At 71.6% G+C, this 17,195-nt stretch carries 14 protein-coding genes; 4 read left to right on the top strand and 10 right to left on the bottom strand.

Features of this window, described 5'->3' with window-relative positions:
• Window positions 1-129: 129 nt before the first annotated feature.
• Entirely contained in the window at window positions 130-5,586 is a 5,457-nt protein-coding gene (locus NWFMUON74_RS15485) for an ATP-binding protein (RefSeq protein ID WP_187688482.1), read from the bottom strand.
• Between the two features lie 236 nt (window positions 5,587-5,822).
• Between NWFMUON74_RS15485 and NWFMUON74_RS15490 the strand changes: the two genes are divergently transcribed.
• Window positions 5,823-6,044 (top strand): hypothetical protein, encoded by a 222-nt coding sequence (locus tag NWFMUON74_RS15490; protein WP_187688483.1) that lies wholly within the window; start codon window positions 5,823-5,825, stop codon window positions 6,042-6,044.
• A gap of 31 nt (window positions 6,045-6,075) precedes the next feature.
• Here the strand turns inward: NWFMUON74_RS15490 and mftE are convergent, their stop codons facing one another.
• The 6 genes from mftE to mftA form a co-directional block, all read right to left on the bottom strand.
• Window positions 6,076-6,777: a mycofactocin biosynthesis peptidyl-dipeptidase MftE gene (mftE, locus tag NWFMUON74_RS15495; protein ID WP_232111042.1), complete on the bottom strand. Its 702-nt coding sequence runs from the start codon at window positions 6,775-6,777 to the stop codon at window positions 6,076-6,078.
• 81 nt (window positions 6,778-6,858) lie between these two features.
• Entirely contained in the window at window positions 6,859-8,394 is a 1,536-nt protein-coding gene (gene mftF / locus NWFMUON74_RS15500; RefSeq protein ID WP_187688484.1) for a mycofactocin biosynthesis glycosyltransferase MftF, read from the bottom strand.
• A gap of 85 nt (window positions 8,395-8,479) precedes the next feature.
• Entirely contained in the window at window positions 8,480-9,652 is a 1,173-nt protein-coding gene (mftD, locus tag NWFMUON74_RS15505) for a pre-mycofactocin synthase MftD (RefSeq protein WP_187688485.1), read from the bottom strand.
• Window positions 9,653-9,677: 25 nt separating this feature from the next.
• Entirely contained in the window at window positions 9,678-10,853 is a 1,176-nt protein-coding gene (mftC, locus tag NWFMUON74_RS15510) for a mycofactocin radical SAM maturase (RefSeq protein ID WP_187688486.1), read from the bottom strand.
• Window positions 10,854-10,871: 18 nt separating this feature from the next.
• Window positions 10,872-11,162, bottom strand: coding sequence for a mycofactocin biosynthesis chaperone MftB (gene mftB, locus NWFMUON74_RS15515; RefSeq protein ID WP_232111043.1), 291 nt, complete (start codon window positions 11,160-11,162; stop codon window positions 10,872-10,874).
• Window positions 11,152-11,262 (bottom strand): mycofactocin precursor MftA, encoded by a 111-nt coding sequence (gene mftA, locus NWFMUON74_RS15520; RefSeq protein ID WP_187688488.1) that lies wholly within the window; start codon window positions 11,260-11,262, stop codon window positions 11,152-11,154. Before mftA ends, mftB begins: the two co-directional genes overlap by 11 nt.
• 77 nt (window positions 11,263-11,339) lie before the next feature.
• Between mftA and mftR the strand changes: the two genes are divergently transcribed.
• Window positions 11,340-11,957: a mycofactocin system transcriptional regulator gene (mftR, locus tag NWFMUON74_RS15525; protein WP_187688489.1), complete on the top strand. Its 618-nt coding sequence runs from the start codon at window positions 11,340-11,342 to the stop codon at window positions 11,955-11,957.
• Window positions 11,958-11,976: 19 nt separating this feature from the next.
• On the opposite strand, the gene NWFMUON74_RS15530 is transcribed toward mftR, so the two are convergent.
• The 3 genes from NWFMUON74_RS15530 to fabG all read right to left on the bottom strand — a co-directional run bounded on the left by NWFMUON74_RS15530 (window position 11,977) and on the right by fabG (window position 14,544).
• Entirely contained in the window at window positions 11,977-13,101 is a 1,125-nt protein-coding gene (locus tag NWFMUON74_RS15530) for a phosphotransferase (RefSeq protein ID WP_232111044.1), read from the bottom strand.
• 125 nt (window positions 13,102-13,226) lie between these two features.
• Window positions 13,227-13,673, bottom strand: a complete 447-nt coding sequence (locus NWFMUON74_RS15535) for a hypothetical protein (RefSeq protein WP_187688491.1) — start codon at window positions 13,671-13,673, stop codon at window positions 13,227-13,229.
• 142 nt (window positions 13,674-13,815) lie between these two features.
• The gene (gene fabG / locus NWFMUON74_RS15540; RefSeq protein WP_187688492.1) at window positions 13,816-14,544 is read right to left on the bottom strand and encodes a 3-oxoacyl-ACP reductase FabG; all 729 of its coding nucleotides are present in this window, start codon (window positions 14,542-14,544) and stop codon (window positions 13,816-13,818) included.
• Window positions 14,545-15,069: 525 nt separating this feature from the next.
• Here fabG and NWFMUON74_RS15545 point away from each other — a divergent pair.
• Both NWFMUON74_RS15545 and NWFMUON74_RS15550 read left to right on the top strand, forming a co-directional pair.
• Window positions 15,070-15,924, top strand: coding sequence for a bifunctional 5,10-methylenetetrahydrofolate dehydrogenase/5,10-methenyltetrahydrofolate cyclohydrolase (locus NWFMUON74_RS15545; protein WP_187688493.1), 855 nt, complete (start codon window positions 15,070-15,072; stop codon window positions 15,922-15,924).
• Window positions 15,925-16,104: 180 nt separating this feature from the next.
• The gene (locus NWFMUON74_RS15550; RefSeq protein WP_187688494.1) at window positions 16,105-17,178 is read left to right on the top strand and encodes a hypothetical protein; all 1,074 of its coding nucleotides are present in this window, start codon (window positions 16,105-16,107) and stop codon (window positions 17,176-17,178) included.
• Window positions 17,179-17,195 lie beyond the last annotated feature (17 nt).

Consider the following 17,195-nt stretch of genomic DNA (forward strand, 5'->3'; position numbering starts at 1 on the left):
GATCGGACCACCGTTGACGAACGTTGCGAAGCAAACTTACGGCATACGCTGCGAACCTCCGGTGATCTGCGACCCGCGGGAGTATCGGGTCGGGCCGGGCGACCGGCATGGTCACCCGGCCCGCCGGTGTCAGACCGCCAGCCGCTCCTCGATGGCCGCGATGATCCGGGGCCGGAGTTCGGCCGCTGGGATCACCGCGTCCACCGAGCCGACCTCGACGGCGCGCTGGATGTTGTGCACGCGGTCGAACTCGGCCGCGACGTCACCCAGCTTCTCCGCCCGCACCGAGGAGCGGACCTCGTCGAGTTCCGCGGTGAGGGCCGCCCGCTCGGTACCGGTCGCGTTGGCCGCCCGTGTCTGCAGCTCCTGCACCCGCGCGTCGGCCGCCGTGCGCGTGTTGACCTCACCGGAGAACACGGCCGCCGCCGCCGGAGCGCCGCCGAGCACCGACGCGAACGAGCCCTCCAGCGCGAGCACGGTCATATTCGGGTTCAGCGCCTTGGAGAACACCACGAACGCGCCGCCGTGGTACCGCGAGATCACGCAGAACACGATGGGGCCCTCGAAGTTCACGATGGCGCGGCCGATCTCGGCGCCGTACTCCAGCTGCAACTTGCGCATCGACTCCGGCGACCCGTCGAAGCCCGACAGGTTCGCCAGCACCACCAGCGGCCGGTTGCCGCTGGCCGCGTTGATCGCCCGCGCCGCCTTCTTCGACGACCGCGGGAACAGGGTGCCCGCGGTGTAGGTGTCGGGGCCGTCGGTGGACGGGAAGCCGCGCCGCGGAATGCTCTGCGACTCGATACCCAGCAGGCACACCGGGATACCGCCCAGATGCGCGTCCTGCACCACCGCGGTCTCCGCGTCGGCCATGCCCGCCCAGCGCTCCAGCACCGGGTGGTCCTGGTCGGACAGCGCGCGCATCACCGTGCGAATGTCGAAGGGCTTCTTGCGATCCGGATTGGCCGCGGAGAAGATCTGGCCGACGGTGGTGAAGTCGCTACCGGCCAGCACGTGCGGGAAGTCGGAGACGTCCCGGTCGACCGGGTCGGCCGTCCGCGCACGCCGCGGCCCCTGCTCGCCGGGTGCGATGTAGGTGTGGTCGTAGTGCGACATCAGGATGTCGCGCGCCGCGGTCAGGTTCGGCGCCCAGTACTGCGCCTGCCCGTTCGGGCCCATCACGCGGTCGTAGCCGCCGATCCCGAAGTTGTCCTCCGCCGACACGCCGCCGGAGAAGTCCAGCGCCTGCTTGCCGGTGAGCACCATCGCCGAGTCCGGCGTCATGACCAGGATGCCCTTGGTGTGCATGAGCATGGTGGCCTCGGCGTTCCAGTACGGCTGCGCCCCGACGTTGATGCCCGCGACGACGATGTTGATCTCGCCGCCGGCCTGGGTGAACTCGACGATCCGCTTGAGCGCGGCCGCCACCCAGTCCATGTTCTCGGTACCGGACTTCATCGAGATCCGGGCGCCGGAGGACAGCGCGTACCACTCCAGCGGAACCTGTTCGCGCTCGGCCAGATCCAGCGCGGCGATCACCCGGCGGCACTCCGGCTCGGACAGCGCGCCCAGCGACTTGGTCGGGTCGCCGAGCAGCACCACCCGGGTGACGCCCTCCGGATACTGCTCGGTCGGCGTGGTGACCATGCCCGCGACCATCGCCGCGGAGTTGTGGCCCTTGGGCCGGTCCACCGGCACCAGGGCGTGGTCGGCGTCGAGGTCGTACTCGGTGAACTCGCCGAGCAGCCCGGTCAGCTCGTAGGGGTACACGGTGTTGCGGCTGCCGGCGCGCAGCACCTTCTGCCGGTACTCGTCGATCGGCTCGACCGCCTCGTCGGTGCGCTTGCCGATGGTCACCGAGGTGCCGCCGGTGGCGTCGAAGGCGATGCGCACGGCGACCTTCACCAGCTCACCCGTCTTCGGGTCGCGCTGGCGGGCGATGAGCAGGATCTCCTCCAGCCCGGCGCCCGCGGTCGTCGGCACCACGCGGTCGACGATCGTCTCGAACTCGGCGGGGATGAGGTCGATCGGCGGCCAGATGTACATCACGATGCGGTTGGTCTGGAACCGCTTGGCCGACGGCCGCAGCGACTGTGCCCGGCGGATCGAGTCGATGCAGGCGGCGACGGTGCTCTCCGCGGTCGGCAGCGCGAGCAGCCGGCCGTCGTGCTCGCGCAGCGCGGTGAGGTCGCGCACCTGCGCGAACGCCACGAGCCGCTCGTCGGCCGGATTCTCCTTGGCGATGCACCGGAACAGGTACACCTCCTCGTCCGAGGACGGCAGCCGGGTCACGTCGAACTTGCGCAGCCGTTCCATCTGCATCCGCTGCGCGATGTAGGGGTGCAGGCCGCGGATCAGCCGCTCCTCGGCCATGCCGGTGGCGGTCGGGCGGAAGGTGAAGTGGTGGTGCATCACCGCGCCGCCGCTGCCCGCGACCGTGGCGGTGATCCGGTGCACCTGGTTCGGCAGCGTCTGCGTGCCGAGCACCTCGTGCAGCGCCGCCGCCATGGCGTCGAAGTCCTCGGGCTGCTTCTCCCAGGCGAGGTAGATGTCGGCCTCGATGGAGGCGGCGCCGCCGGCCAGTTCGGCCAGCCCGCGCAGCGCGGTGCCGAGCGCGTCGAAACGCACCGCGGCCGAGACCAGGCTCACGCCACGGCGTTCGGCGATGACGAAGTTGCAGCCGCCCGCCTCCCGGGCGCGCACGTCGGTGAGCCCCTTGTTGCCGTAGTACCGCCGGGTCAGCACCTCCAGCATCACCGTGTTGTCGGCGCGGCCGCGCACCAGTCGCTGGCCGAGCAGCCGCACCAGCGGCTCGGTGCTGCGCACCATCTCGGCGACGCGATCGCCGCGGTCGGCGGCGTCGGGGTGAGTGTCCAAGTGCCGCAGGTGCTTTCGCACGGTGGTGTAGACCCGGGCGCGGTTGCGCCGCAGCAGCGGCTGGCCGAACCAGGCGTACACCACGCCGCGGGTGAGGTCGGCGATCACCGGGAAGCGCACCTGGGTCGCCGCCACCAGCCGCTCCAGCGCCAGGCCGACCGGCTCGCGCAGCGCGCGGTCCGGCACCGGCTCGCGCAGCCACTCCCGCAGCAGCGTGGTGACCACCGTGACGGTGTCGGACGGCCGCTGCTGGGCGAGGAAGATGCGGAACACCGCGGCCTCGAGGTCCGGGGTGCGGTCCAGTTCGGTGATGCCGTAGTGCTCGAGCGCCTTGGCCAGCTTGCCCTGGTAGGACTCCGACAGCCCGGCCCGCTCCACATCGAGGCTCTGCAGGTAGGTGTGGAAGTACTCGCGGGCGCTGTGCACGTGGCCGGGGCCGCCGTCGTCGTCCCACGAGCGGTTGTGGCTCAGCTCGGCGAGATCGGCGAAGACCTGCAGCAGTTCGAGTTCCTCGGCCAGCGGCCGCCGGTTGTCGGCGATGGCCGCCCGGCGCGCGGTGAGGTAGTCGTCGAGCACGCGGCGCTCGTCGTGCGGGTCGACGTCGAAGCCGAGGAACAGGCTGCGCAGATCCTGCAGTCCGCGGGTCAGCCGCACGTGCGGCACGTGCGCCGGTTCGCCGGGCAGGTCGAGTTCGACCGTCTCGGCCGGGCCCGCGTCGGCGGCCTCGGCGTCGTCGGTGAGCGGCTCCAGGCGCAGCAGCGGCGCGCCGGTCTCCACCTGGGTGCCGACCGAGACCCCGCATTCCTTGAGCCGGGCCCGGAACGGCGCGCGCAGCACCGTTTCCATCTTCATGCTCTCCAGCACCAGGACCGGGGCGCCGGCCTCCACCTCGGCGCCGACCTCCAGCGGCGTGGCGACGACCAGCGCGGGGGCGGGGGAGCGGACCACGCCGCCCTCGTCGCGGCTGATCCGGTGCGTCACACCGTCGACGTCGACGACGTGGATCGGGCCGTGCGTGCCCGTGGTCAGGCGGTATCGCACGCCGTTGACCACGATCTGACCGGTGTGCCGGTCGAACCGCTCCAGGTCGACATCGGCGGTGCGCAGATCGGCGCCCGCCTCGATGCCGATGCGGAATCGGTGCGCGCCGATGCGGGCGACCCGCACCCGGTAGCCGACGCCGCGCAGCTTCAGATCCAGCGGCCGCCCGCTCTCGTGCTGCACCTGCGGCCGCCCGCCGGACGCCGTGGACAGCAGCCGCTGCCGCTCGACGCCCTCTTCCTCCTCGTAGGCGTCGATGGCCGCCGCGGCCAGCGCGATCGCCGAATTGCGGTGCGAGACAAGGCGACCCTCGGCGCGCACGCGGTCGATCCAGCCGGTGTCGGCGCTGGCGTCGATGACCTCGGGCTGGTTGAGCAGGTCGAGCACGAAGCTCTTGTTCGTCGCGCCGCCCTCGATGACGACCCGGGTCTGGGCCACCGCCCGGCGCAGGCGGCCCAGCGCCTGGTCCCGGTCGCGGCCGTAGGCGATGATCTTGGCGATCATCGAGTCGAAGTCGGCGGGGATGGTGTCGCCCTCGCTGACGCCGGTGTCGATGCGGATGCCCGGACCGGCGGGCAGGTCCAGCCGCGCGATGCGGCCGGGCGCGGGAGCGAAATCGCGATCGGGGTCCTCGGCGTTGAGGCGGGCCTCGATGGCGTGCCCGCGCTCGGCCGGGGGCTCACCCTCCAGGCGGCCGCCCGAGGCCACGTGCAGCTGCGCCCGGACCAGGTCGAAACCGGTGGTGCACTCCGTGATCGGGTGCTCGACCTGCAGGCGCGTGTTGACCTCGAGGAAGGCGAACAACTCGTCGCCGGGGTGATACAGGAATTCGACCGTCGCCGCGCCGCGATAGCCCACCGCGACGGCCAGCCGCTCGGCCGACGCCTTGAGCTCGGCCGCCTGCTCGGGCCGCAGCACCGGCGAGGCCGACTCCTCGATGATCTTCTGATTGCGCCGCTGCACCGAGCAGTCCCGGACGCCGAGCGCCCACGCGGTGCCCTGGCCGTCGGCGATCACCTGGACCTCGACGTGCCGGGCGCCGGTCACCAGCCGCTCCAGGAACACCACGCCGCTGCCGAACGCGCGGGCGGCCTCCTGGCGGGTGCGCTCGTAGGCGTCGACCAGGTCGTCGGCGTTGGTGACCACGCGGATGCCGCGCCCGCCGCCGCCCGCGGTGGCCTTGAGCATCAGCGGGTAGCCGATCTCGGCCGCGGCCGTCAGCGCCGCCTCGACGGTCTCGACGGGGCCGCGGCTCCACGGCGCGACCGGCACGCCGACCTCCTCGGCGAGCAGCTTCGCGCCGATCTTGTCGCCGAGCTTGCGCATGGCCTCGGGGTCGGGACCGATGAAGGTGATGCCGATCTGCTCGCACAGTTCGGCGAACGCCGGATCCTCCGCGACGAAACCCCAGCCGACCCAGGCGGCGTCGGCCTCCGTGGTCACCAGGGCCTGTTCCAGCGCCTTCAGGTCCAGGTACGGGCGGGCGGACGCCGGACCGAGGTCGTAGGCGATGTCGGCCTCCCGCACGAACGTCGCGTTCCGATCGACATCGGTGTGCAGGGCGACGGTTTCGATCCGTTGCCCGGTCTCCGCGGCCAGATCTCGGACGGCGTGGATGAGGCGCATGGCAGCCTCTCCCCGGTTCACGACGGCGATGCGGCTGAACACTCGCCAGCTCCTTTCACTTCTTTGCTAGGGCCCGGTCGGGCGCGGGGTTACGACTGCCGGTCCCGCGTAGTCTGCACCTATATCACGCCCAGGTACACCGCGTGTGCGGGTTACTCACGCGTAGTGCGGATAACAATGTCCGCGGGGTCGGTCTTGCGCGCGGTGATCCGGATCCCGGGCTCGCCCGCGATGCGTTCGACCAAATGTCGGTCAGCGCGTCCACGTCGGTGGCGCGCGTGGCGGTCAGGACTCTGAACACCGCGGCCCCGCCGATCGCCGCCGGCTCGAGGCCCGCGTCCGAGGCCGCCGACCGGACGGTCCGGATGCAGGTCGCCGTGGTCTCCGAGATCCGCCTCGCCGAGATCGGTGACCGCCGCCCCGCCGCGAGCTGCGTGCCGTTGTCGTCCGGTTGCTCTCCCGCCTACGCGGGCCGCGCGCTGCACGGCGCGACCGGCTGACCGGCCGCTGGCTCGCGTGCAGGGCCGAAGGTCATTTCGTGGCGGTGGCCGGGGGCGGGAAACGCTGTGCAACACAGTCGATCAGTGCGGCCGCCCAGGTGCCGAGCTGCCGATCACCGTCGGCGGCGGTGGCCCGGGTCGGGTCACCCAGCACGCCGTTCGCGCTGACGGCCGCCAAGCCGCCGCGGCGCAGGCGGTCGATGAGATCCGGCAGCGGATCGGTATTGCCGCGCACGGCATGTCGCAGGGCGACGGTATCGGGCCGGAGCCGCAGCATGACGGAGGTCTCCGCATGCCCCGCGTGGCTGTCGTCCGGACGTCCCGACGGTGACCAGGCCAGCACCGGCCGCCCCTCCGCACGCAACCTCCGCACGGCGGCGCGCAACGGGACCAGGTTCCCGCCGTGCCCGTTGACCAGGACCACCCCCGCGAAATCGGCAGCGCCCCGGACGAGTTCGACCAGCAGCAGTTCGAGCGCCTCCTGCCCGATCGACACAGTCCCGGCGAATCCGGCATGCTCCCCGCTGGATCCGTACGCGACAGCGGGCCCCACCACCACCTCCTCCGGCATCGCCGCCGCCAGCCGACGGCACAACTCACTCGCGATCACGGTATCGGTCCCCACCGGAAGATGCGGCCCGTGCTGCTCGGTCGCCCCGAGCGGCACGGCCAGCAACGTGTGGCGCGCCCGCTCGGCCACCATCGGAGAACGAAGCTCATCCAGCCGCGTCACCACTGCTCCGTCCTCGCGACGACTCCGGCGGCGGTGCGGCGACCGCGCGAGCGATACGCGGCGAAGCTGGTCGAGGGTTGTTCACGGCCGCTGTCCCGTCCGTTCCCGGCGCACGCGCGGCAGCAGCGGCGCCATGGTGCGATGCCGCAGGCAGCCCGCCCAGACGCCCAGGCCGTAGGCGAGTTCGTCGCCCAAACGCACTGTGACGTCGGTGTTTTCGAGCAGTGATTCCATCGCGGCGACGAGGGCGGCGGCCCGCAGTACCCGTCTGCCGCGGGGCCCGCAGAGCGCGAGCGGCCACCATGTGCGGCGCACGGTGTCGGCGAGTTGCCGCGCGAGGCGCAGCTGAGCGGCCGCGGCGAGCGGGACGGCGGTCGTCACGGGAACGCCGCGGCGTCGCAGCCGCTCCGCCGACCGCGCGACGGTCAGCGCGGCCGGAAGTATCGCCGCCGCGAAATGCCCGGACAGCAGCAGCGCCGCCGTTGCCACGGCACCGGCCGGAAGCTGTGCGGCCGGAAGGAGTCCGGGATGCCGGAGGGCGAGCGGGGCGGCCGAGGTGCCGTAGCCGAAACGCTGCCGCAGAAACGCACCGACACTGCCCCGTGGTTCGTGGTGCACGATCGACAACGGCTGATAGCGCACCGTACAGCCCGCGTCGACCAATCGCCAGACCAGGTCGACATCCTCACCGAACCGCAGCGCCTCATCGAAACCGCCCACCGCGCACAGTGTCTCGGCGCGCACGACGAGCGCCGCGCCGGGCACGTACCGAACTCGCCCGTCCGGCCGGACGGTGGCCGGTTCGGGCCCCATATCGAGCGCCGAACGCTGCGCCTCGTACTCGCCGACCGGGCCGCCGCGCAGCGACACCACCCGCGGTGCGACGGCGGCCACGGCCGGATCGTCGAACAGCGGAACGGCATGGTCCAACCACCCCGGCGCGGGAACCACATCGGAATCGAGGAATGCGATCAGCGGCGTGGTGGCGCGCCGCCATCCCGCGTTGCGCGCGGCGGCCGGACCACGTGCGCGGTCATGGCGGACCAGAGTCACCCGCGAGCTGTCGTCGATGCCGGCCCGAGTCTCCTCTCCCGGGGTCGCGGCTGTCGACGTGAAGGGCTCGCGGGGAACGGGATCGCGCATCGTGCTGCCGGTGGAATCCGTGACCGGAGTGTGATCGCCGACGGAGACAGCGATCCGGGCCGCGCTGCTCGTGGTGGCGGCCGGTGTGGGGGAGGCGTCGCGGGTGGTGCCGGTCGCGGCGGTGGTGATCGGCGATGCGGAGCCGTCGTCGACGACGATCCGGGTCGTGACAGCTCTGGTCGCGGCGAGCAGGCGGGTCAGGCCGTGCGGGTTGTCGCGAACCGGAACCACAAGTGTCACAAGGGATGCGGGGGAGTCGGCGGGTTCCGCGATCGGGTGCAGGATCCCGGCGTCGAGGAGTTTGCGAGCCAGGGCGCGCGCGGTGGCGGTGGCGGCGACGGGCTCGCCGGTCAGCCACGTGTCGAGCAGGCGCGTGCCCGCGGCCCCCAGGCGTAGCAGGCGGGCCGGTGCGCCGCCGAGGAGCAGGCGGCCGTTCTCGAAGCGCCGGACACCGGGATCCAGCCGCACCCTCATGGCCGGAATCGCCGGTCGGCGTGCACGGCACCGCCTGTGCGGCAGGCGAATTCGGGCGCGCTGCGGGCGATTCGCGCGTCGGACATCAGAGCCCCCGGGTGAACCCGTCGGGAATCACCACGTCGTCCGGACCGAGGTCGTGCACCGACGAGTGCCCGAGGCCGTAGAGCGCGGCGTCGATGCCCTGGCGCAGCACCTCCAGCACGTTGTGCACCCCGTGCGAGCCGGCCGCGGCCATGCCCCACAGGTAGGGGCGGCCGATCATGACGGCGCGGGCGCCCAGGGCGAGCGCCTTGACGACATCGCCGCCGCGGCGCACGCCGCCGTCGAGCAGCACCTCCACCTGATCGCCGACGGCCGCGGCGATACCGGGCAGCAGCCGGATGGTCGCGGGCGTGGAATCGAGATTGTTGCCCCCGTGGTTGGAGACCGAAATCGCCGTCGCCCCGATGTCGACGGCGCGCTTCGCGTCGTCGGGCCGGCCGACGCCCTTGACCAGGAACGGCCCGTCCCACTGCTGTCGCAGCCAGGCCAGGTCGTTCCAGGTGGGCGGCGGCGTGCCCATCCACTCGCCGTACGCGCCGAAGAAGGTCGGCCCCCGTTCACCGCGCGGCACCAGGTTCGGCGTGGTCAGGTCGGGCAGGTGCCCGGAGCGGGCGAACCGCCACAGCCAGCCGGGCCGCGCCAGCACCTGCGGCGCGAAACTCAGCGCGGTCCTGATGTCGATGCGTTCCGGCAGCGCCGGGCTGCCCCAGTCGCGGGCGGAGGCGAAAACCCAGTCCAGCGTGACGATGACGCCCTTGGCGCCGGCCGCGCGGGCACGGTCCAGCCGTGCGGTCATCGCGTCCTTGTCGCCGAGCCAGTACACCTGGAAGAACGTCTTGTCGTTGGCGGCGACCACCTCCTCGACGGGTTTGGAGCCGAAGGAGGACAGCCCGATCGCCGTGCCCGATTGCGCCGCCCCGCGCGCGACACCCACCTCACCCTCCGGGTCCACGGCCTGGACACCGGTCGGCGAGCAGATCACCGGCAGCGAAATCTCCTGCCCCAGTACGGTTGTGGACAGGTACCGGGTGGCGGGCAGGTCGGCGATGTGCGGCCGGAATCCGAGCTCGGCGAAGGCCGCGGCGTTGTCGTCGAGGGTCACGCCCGCCTCCGAGCCCGCCAGCAGCGCCAGATACACCGACCGGGGGACGCGCTTGTTCGCGCGCCGCTGTGCCTCGGCGACCGACTCGAACCAGTTGCGTGTGCTTGCCATGTGAAAGTCCTTGGGGGAGGCGGGGTTACCGGAGACCGGCCAGCGGGCTGGTGTCGCAGGCCCGGTCGGGAGCGCCGCCGGGGCGGGTGGCGGGCATGCCGAGGGCGACCGCCCGGCGGCCGGTGCGGGAGTGGTCCTTGTCCGGCGCGGGCCGCGCGCCCGCCACCGCCAGCGCGGATTCGGCGTTGCCGCGCACGCATTCGGGGTCCGGGCCGTCCAGCGGCAGGCCGGTGAAGAACTTCGCGGCCATGCAGCCGCCGCGGCAGGAGTCGAAGGCCGAGCACGAGGTGCAGCTGCCGCCGGTCTGCGGCTGCCGCAGCCGGGTGAACAGTTCCGATGTGCGCCAGACGGTTTCGAAGCCGCCCGGATCGCGGACGTTACCGGCGAGGAATTCGTCGTGGATGGCGAACGGGCAGGCGTAGACGTCGCCCACCGGGTCGATCAGGCACACCACCCGGCCCGCGCCGCACAGATTCAGCCCGGGCAGCGGATCCGAGCCGAGGGCGTTGAGGTGGAAGAAGGAGTCTCCGGTCAGCACACCCTCACCGTGCGCGACGAGCCAGTCGTAGAGCCGCAACTGCTGTTCGGCGGTGGGATGCAGCTCGTTCCAGACCTCGGCGCCGCGTCCGGACGGGCGCAGCCGGGTGATCCGCAGTTGCGCGCCGAAACGGTCGGCGATGGCCTTGAACTCGTCCAGCTGCCCGACATTGTGGCGGGTCATGACGACCGAGATCTTGAAATTCTCGAATCCGGCGGCGGCGAGGTTCTCCATCGCGCGATAGGCGGTGGCGAACGAGCCGGGCCCGCGCACCGCGTCGTTGACCTCCGGCGTCGCGCCGTCGATGGAGATCTGCACGTCGATGTAATCGGAACCCGCGAGCCGCCGCGCCCGCTCGGGCGTGAGCCGAATACCGTTGGTGGAGAACTTGACTCCCACACCGTGGCCGACCGCGTAGTCCACCAGCTCCCAGAAGTCGGGCCGGACGGTGGGTTCGCCGCCGCCGATGTTGACGTAGAACACCTGCATCCGCTCGAACTCGTCGATGACGGCCTCGGCCTCGGCCGTGGTCAATTCGCGCGGATCGCGCCGGCCCGACGACGACAGGCAGTGCTCGCACGCCAGATTGCAGGCGTAGGTCAGCTCCCACGTCAGGCAGATCGGTGAGGAGAGGCCGTGTTCGAAGTGTTTCACCAGTTTCATGGGTCGTCCTGTTCGCGGTCAGCGGGCGGTACGGGAGGCGATGGTGCCGGATTCGCACAGTCCGGCCAGGGCGCGCAGATAACGGTCGCGGTCGCGGGCCGGAACCGCGGCCGCGTCCAGGGCGCTGAGCACATCGGGTTGCCGGTCGAGTTCGCGGACCACCGTGACCAGCAGTGGTGTCTTCAGGAAGGACAGCCGCCGGGTCTCGTAGTCGTAGACCAGGGCGCCGAAGGGTTCGGGTCGCAGCGACACCGACCCCGCCAGACGGTAGGGCAGGGCCGGGTCGAACGCCGCCGGATCAGTAGACACCGCACATGCCGTCGATCGAGACATCCTCGACGAGCAGGTCTTCCTCGACGAGCGCGTCGCTGTCGGCGACTACTGTGCGGTGGGCGGTCTGGTCGCTCATGGCTCCTCCTGTGGGGGTCGGGGTCGAACGAGTGTGACCGTCAGCATAATGACACCGGGTGACAAATTGGAAGGGTGATGGCGGAAAAAAGATCGGCCGACAGCGGCGTGCCCGCCAGCCGACCGGGCCGGCGGCGCTCGACCAATGCCGTCGAACTGGAGCGGGCGGCCTTCGAGCTGTTCGAACGCCACGGATTCGACGCGACCACCGTGGAGGACATCGCGGCGGCGGTGGGCATCAGCAAGCGCACCTTCTTCCGCTACTTCGAGTCCAAGAACGACGTCGTCTGGGGCGATTTCGGTGGGCAACTGGAGGTGATGCGCGCCCATTTCGCGCGCTGCCCGGACGATCAGCCGCTCATGGAGGCGGTGCGGACGGTGGTCGTGGAGTTCAACCGGTTCGATCCCGCGCACGTGCCCTGGCATCGCAAGCGGATGGAGCTGATCCTGAAAGTCCCTACCCTGCAAGCGCATTCGACGCTGCGGTTCCGGGAGTGGAGTGCCGTGGTGGCGGAGTTCGCCGCGGCGCGGCTCGGGGTGTCCGCGCGCGAGCTGATCCCGCAGTCGATCGCGAACGTCGCGCTCGGGGTGGCGGTCGCGGCCTACGAGTACTGGCTGACGCGGCCGGGCGCGGAACTCGCCGACATCATGGACCGGGCGTTCCGCGACCTGGCCGCGGGTTTCGACGTGGGGTGAGCGACCCCTGCGGCGCCGGTCAGGCGCGGGCGCCCTCGATCAGCGTGGTGAGCACCTCGAAGCTGTCGTGCGCGGCGACCCCGGCGACGGCCCGCTCCACACCCACCCGCGACACCTCGAACGGCTGCATCCGATCACCGGCCTCGGCGGTGCAGACGGCCGCCAGGTAGAACTCGGTGATCGCGGCCCGGTACAGCGTCCAGAGCCGTTCGCCGTCGACGTCGACACCGGCGTCGGCGAGCCGGGACGCGTACCGGCGCACCAGGTCTCGCTCGATCGTGCGGAGCAGCGCGGGCTCCACCGAGGCGTTCGCGAAGTAGGCGACATCGCGGATGCCGGCGCCCGCCGTGGCGATCTGCCAGTCCAGGAAGCCGGGTGCGCCGTCGGCGAAGAACAGGTTGCCCAGGTGCGGGTCGGCGTGGATCAGCGTCCGCGGTTGCGCGGCCCAGAAGGCGTCGATGTCGGCGCTGCGCTCGTAGAAGATCCGGCACCGGCGGCGCATCCCCGCCGGGATGAGATCCGCGCTGTGCCCGGTGATCTCGGCGAGGAAGCGGCGGCGGATGATGTCGCCCAGCCGGATGTCGGCGGCCGTGCGGGTGGCGAGCGGCCGCAGATCGCCCGCGAAGCGGTCGGTCTCCCAGAACGCGGCGTGCAGATCGCCCAGCGCGTCGACGACGGCCTCCGCCTCGGCCCGGGTGACGGTGTCGACCACCGTGCGGAATCGGGCCGTGGCCGACAGGTCCTCGAGTACCAGGACACTGCGCCGCCGGAGTCGATCGGATTGCGCGACATAGCATTTCGGCACCCGGACCGGCGGCTGCCCGCCCAGCGCGCGATAGGCCAGGATCTCGTGGAGCCCGAGACCGAACACGTTCATCAGGACGTGCTGCAGATAGTCGCTGGGCGGCAGCTTCACGAACAGGTGCGCCGGGACGTCGTCGGACTCGCTCTCGACCGCGATGCGGGCGCGCGCGGCCGTGCCGGAGTGCGTGTCGAGTACCCGCACCGAAGTGAGGGCGCCCGGCGGCAGGCCGAGCGCGTCGCCGAGCCAGCGCGCGGTCACCTGGTCGACGCGCAAGGGGATCGTCGTCCGGCCCGGCAGCGTGCGGTCGAGCCCGGCCCGGACCGCCTCCCGGGTAGCCATGCCCAGAGCGGACATCGTCGCGAACACCTGCGAGATCACAAGCCGGCCTTTCCGTGGTGCGGCACAACCGCTTCCGGTGCCGCCGTGTGGATGTGATCCTCAGTTCTACCGCGCGGCGAGGAGTGTCAGGCGACCAGGTCGTCCCGGTCGAAGGGGGCGAAGAAGGCGTTCACGCCGGGCGCGGTGAGCACATCCGCGAGCGCGACGAAATCGTAGCGCGTGCCGGAATCGGCGGTGACGCTTCCGATCTGGGCGAGTTCCTCGTGCGCACGGTCGGGCAGCAGCGCGCGGTGCAGCCGGATCAGATCGGGGTCGGGCTCGCCGCCGCCCTGCTCGGCGTGCGTGATCATCAGGTGCAGGCACAGTTGCTGCGCCGGGGTGGCCGGGCGGGGATCGAGGCCGAGGGAGAATTTCCGCACCAGGGTGTCGAAGGTTTGCTCGACGTAGTGCAGGAACACCGGCCGCGGGCTGTGCAGCATCTTCGCCCGCACCTCACCCGCCAACTCGCTACCCGCGTCGACCAGTACGTCCACCGTTCGAGGGGTGAGACCGGCGATGTCGAAACCACTCATGACGTCTCCTAGCGCGACGGACTCCGAACGGTGACACGAATCCGGGCCCACGGAGACCGTGCGCCCGGAACGGCATTCTTGTCCTTGTAACTGTAAATTATTCAGTATTCGGCCACAAGGGTCCGCGATGATCTCGGGCCCGTCACATGAACCGGCCGCCGGTGACCTCGAGGGTGGCGCCGGTCATATACGACGACAGGTCCGAGGCCAGGAACAGCGCGACATTCGCGACCTCTTCCGGCTCCCCGGGGCGCGCCATCGGAATCTCCGACAGCTTCTGGTCCCAGACGGCGGCGGGCACGGCCGTGGTCCTCGGCGTGCGGATCAGGCCGGGCTGGATCGCGTTGACCCGCACGCCGTGCCGGGCCGTCTCCTTCGCCGCGGCCTTGGTCAGCCCGACGATCCCGGCCTTGGCGGCCGAGTAGTTGGTCTGGCCCGCCATCCCCACCTTGCCCGACAGGCAGGAGAGGTTGACGATGCTGCCGCGCCCGCGTTCGCGCATGATCGCCGCGGCCAGCCGGGTGCCGTGCCAGGCGCCCTTCAGGTGTACGGCGATGACCTGATCGAACTCGTCCTCGGTCATGGTGCGCAGGCCGGCGTCGCGGGTGATCCCGGCGTTGTTCACCATGACGTCGAGCGCGCCGAACTCGGTGACGGCCGTGGCGAGCAGCGCTTCGACGTCCGCGGCGCGGGTGACGTCGCAGCGCATCGCCCGCGTCACCTCGGGCCCCAGCTTGTCCTGCGCGCCACCGGGATTCAGGTCGCCGACGACCACCCGGGCGCCCGCGCGCACGAACGTCTCGGCGATGGCGAAGCCGATGTCCTGGGCCCCGCCGGTGACCACGGCGACCCGACCGGTGAGAAGCGACACGGTGAAACCTCTTCAGTACTGGGTTGATCCGAGGCCGACCGCGATCGCGCGGCCGTGCTGGACCGCACGTCGGCACCGGCCGCGCACGTGCCCTCCTCGGATCGCCGTGCGCCGGGGCCCGCGGCCGGGACCGTGGTCGCGGCGATCGGCAAGGCACTGTCGTACGGTATATCGTAAGGACAACGGTAGTTGCCCGGGAAGTCACTCTATGACCGCATGCGCCGCGCGCGCAAGGGCGCCGTCGCGCATACGCCATCCGCCCGGTCCCGCAGGCGGACAACGCCATCCGGCCTCGGCGGGCCATGGTTCGCGGCCGACACCCTCGACCGTGGCGCCCGCACCGGATGGGCGGGTCGTGATCACCGGCGTCGCCTCGGAGGTCACCGATCGGCGTCCGCGGCCGATATCTCGGGGGTGCTGCCGTCGCCGCTGGCCGGCAGGCTCGCCGATCTCGACGGCGCCGTGACGGGCCGCGCGCGACTGCCGCTGTAGGGCGCGGTCGGGCGACCGTTAAGGTGGGCATTCGTGGACACGACTTCGCTGACCGGCAAGGAACTCGCCGCCGCACTCAACGCCGACACCGAGCAGCGCGCCGCCGCGCTCACCGAGCGGGGGAGCGCGCCGCGACTGGTGCTGGTGGTGGCCAACGACGATCCGGCCAGCGGCTGGTACGTGAAGTCGCTGCAACGTGCCGCGGACCGCCTCGGAATCGCTTGTGACACCGTCGATCTGGGCGCCGACGCGACCGCGGAAGCGATTCGCGCCGAGCTGACGAAGCTGAGCGGCGATCCGGCCGTCGACGCGGTCATGCTGCAGACGCCGCTGCCGGCCGGTGTGGCGCTGGACGACGTCAGCTCCGCCATCGCCGCGGGCAAGGACGTCGACGGCGTGAGCCCGCTGTCGCTGGGCCTGCTCGCGGCCGGGCTGCCCACCTTCCCCCCGGCCACGGCCGAGGCGGTCGTGGAACTGGCCGCGCACCACGGGATTCCGCTCGCCGGTCGCCACGTGGCGGTCGTGGGCCGCTCGAACGTGGTCGGTAAACCGCTGGCCCAACTGCTGCTGGCGGAGAACGCGACCGTGACCGTGTGCCACTCCCGCACCGTGGACCTCCCCGCGGTCACCGCCGCGGCGGATATCGTGGTCGCGGCCGTGGGCCGCGCGGGCCTGATCACCGGCGAGCACGTGCGCGAGGGAGCCGTGGTGATCGACGTCGGCACCAACGAGGGCCCCGACGGCGGCATCGTGGGCGATGTGGACGCGGCATCGGTGCGGGGCCGCGCCGGTGCGCTGAGCCCGGTGCCGGGCGGTGTCGGTCCGGTGACCACGGCCCTGCTCATGCGCCACGTGGTGCGCGCGGCGGAGTCCGGGCGCGCGGACTAGCTGACATCACAACTAGCCCGCGGCGCGGCCGCGAGGGCGGTATCCTCCGGGGGCATGAACGCGTCGCCGGGAGCCGGGCGATCGCGTTCGCGATTTCGCCTCGCGGTCCGGTGAGCCGCGGTTCGTGTCGGGAGTGCGGGCGAAAGCATGTGTGCGCCGGTGTAATTCGAGGGGGAGCGAATGGCCTTGCAGCAGTTCCGTCGCGGGCGTTTCCGCCGGGTGGCGATCGTCGTCGTGGTGATCCTGCTGGCGGCCGCCTGCGGTGCGGCGGGGGCGTCGTTCGGTGGTACGACGGCGGGGCATGCGCGACCGGCCGGCGCGGGCCACGAGGTCGACGGCGACAACTTCGCCTGGGACCCGTGCGGCTACCTCAGCGCCGAGATGTACGCGGACCTGGCCGAGCGCGACAAGACCGGTCGCCCGCGCATCCAGATCAAACCGCACAACTTCGACACCTGCGAGGCATCGGTCGACCTGCCCGACAGCCCGCGGCTGCTGACCGTGGCGGTGACCAAGCGCCAGCGCGGCATGGGCAACGATGTCGAGCGCGACGACGAATACACCGTGCGCGCCGAGGGCGACTGGAAGGTGGCCGAGCAGCGGGCGCCGCAGCGCGGTGAGTGCGCTCGCGTCGTCTATTCGGCCGACACCTCGTTCTCGATCCAATCCCACGCCGACCGGCCCGCCAACGATCGGGTCGATCCGTGCGCCGCCGCCGATCGCGCCACCCGGTCGCTGCTGACCGTGCTGCACACCGGGGTCATCGGCACATTGGATTTCCCGCCGCAGTCGCAGGGGCATGTCGACCTGTGCTCGGCACTGACCGAAACCGATGTCACCGCCGTCGTGGAATTCCCCGGCGGGCGGTCGCAGCGGCCGGGCCGCCGGGCGGCCCACGAATGCATGTGGCGGTCCACCGCCGAGGACGGCCGGACCGCCGAGGTCCTGTTCCTCACCCATCTGGACGTGTCGCCGCCGCGCACGCTGGGCGCCGGCTACACGCGCACCACGATCGCGGGGCGCGACACCATCATGCACCGGGTCACGACAGCGGGAACGTCCTGCATCGCCGTACTGGAGGGCCGGACCTGGCCCTCCTGGCCCGGTAACCAGCTGTTCCAGCTGGATTATCCGGCGCCGAAGGCATTGGTGGAGAACGCGACCCTGCTGGTGCGCCCGGCCGACGGGAACATCGACACCGCCTGCCGCGCCGCCGAGGCGCTGGCCGCCAGGGCCTGGCCTCGGATGCCGTGACCCGGGGTCCGGCATCC

It is taken from the genome of Nocardia wallacei (genome assembly GCF_014466955.1).
GTDB lineage: Bacteria > Actinomycetota > Actinomycetes > Mycobacteriales > Mycobacteriaceae > Nocardia > Nocardia wallacei.

Coding starts and splice junctions, on each gene's coding strand:
- mftF (WP_187688484.1), bottom strand. CDS start 8,394: ATGAGGGTGCGGCTGGATCCCGGTGTCCGGCGCTTCGAGAACGGCCGC.
- mftD (WP_187688485.1), bottom strand. CDS start 9,652: ATGGCAAGCACACGCAACTGGTTCGAGTCGGTCGCCGAGGCACAGCGG.
- mftC (WP_187688486.1), bottom strand. CDS start 10,853: ATGAAACTGGTGAAACACTTCGAACACGGCCTCTCCTCACCGATCTGC.
- mftA (WP_187688488.1), bottom strand. CDS start 11,262: ATGAGCGACCAGACCGCCCACCGCACAGTAGTCGCCGACAGCGACGCG.
- mftR (WP_187688489.1), top strand. CDS start 11,340: ATGGCGGAAAAAAGATCGGCCGACAGCGGCGTGCCCGCCAGCCGACCG.
- NWFMUON74_RS15530 (WP_232111044.1), bottom strand. CDS start 13,101: ATGGCTACCCGGGAGGCGGTCCGGGCCGGGCTCGACCGCACGCTGCCG.
- NWFMUON74_RS15535 (WP_187688491.1), bottom strand. CDS start 13,673: ATGAGTGGTTTCGACATCGCCGGTCTCACCCCTCGAACGGTGGACGTA.
- NWFMUON74_RS15550 (WP_187688494.1), top strand. CDS start 16,105: ATGGCCTTGCAGCAGTTCCGTCGCGGGCGTTTCCGCCGGGTGGCGATC.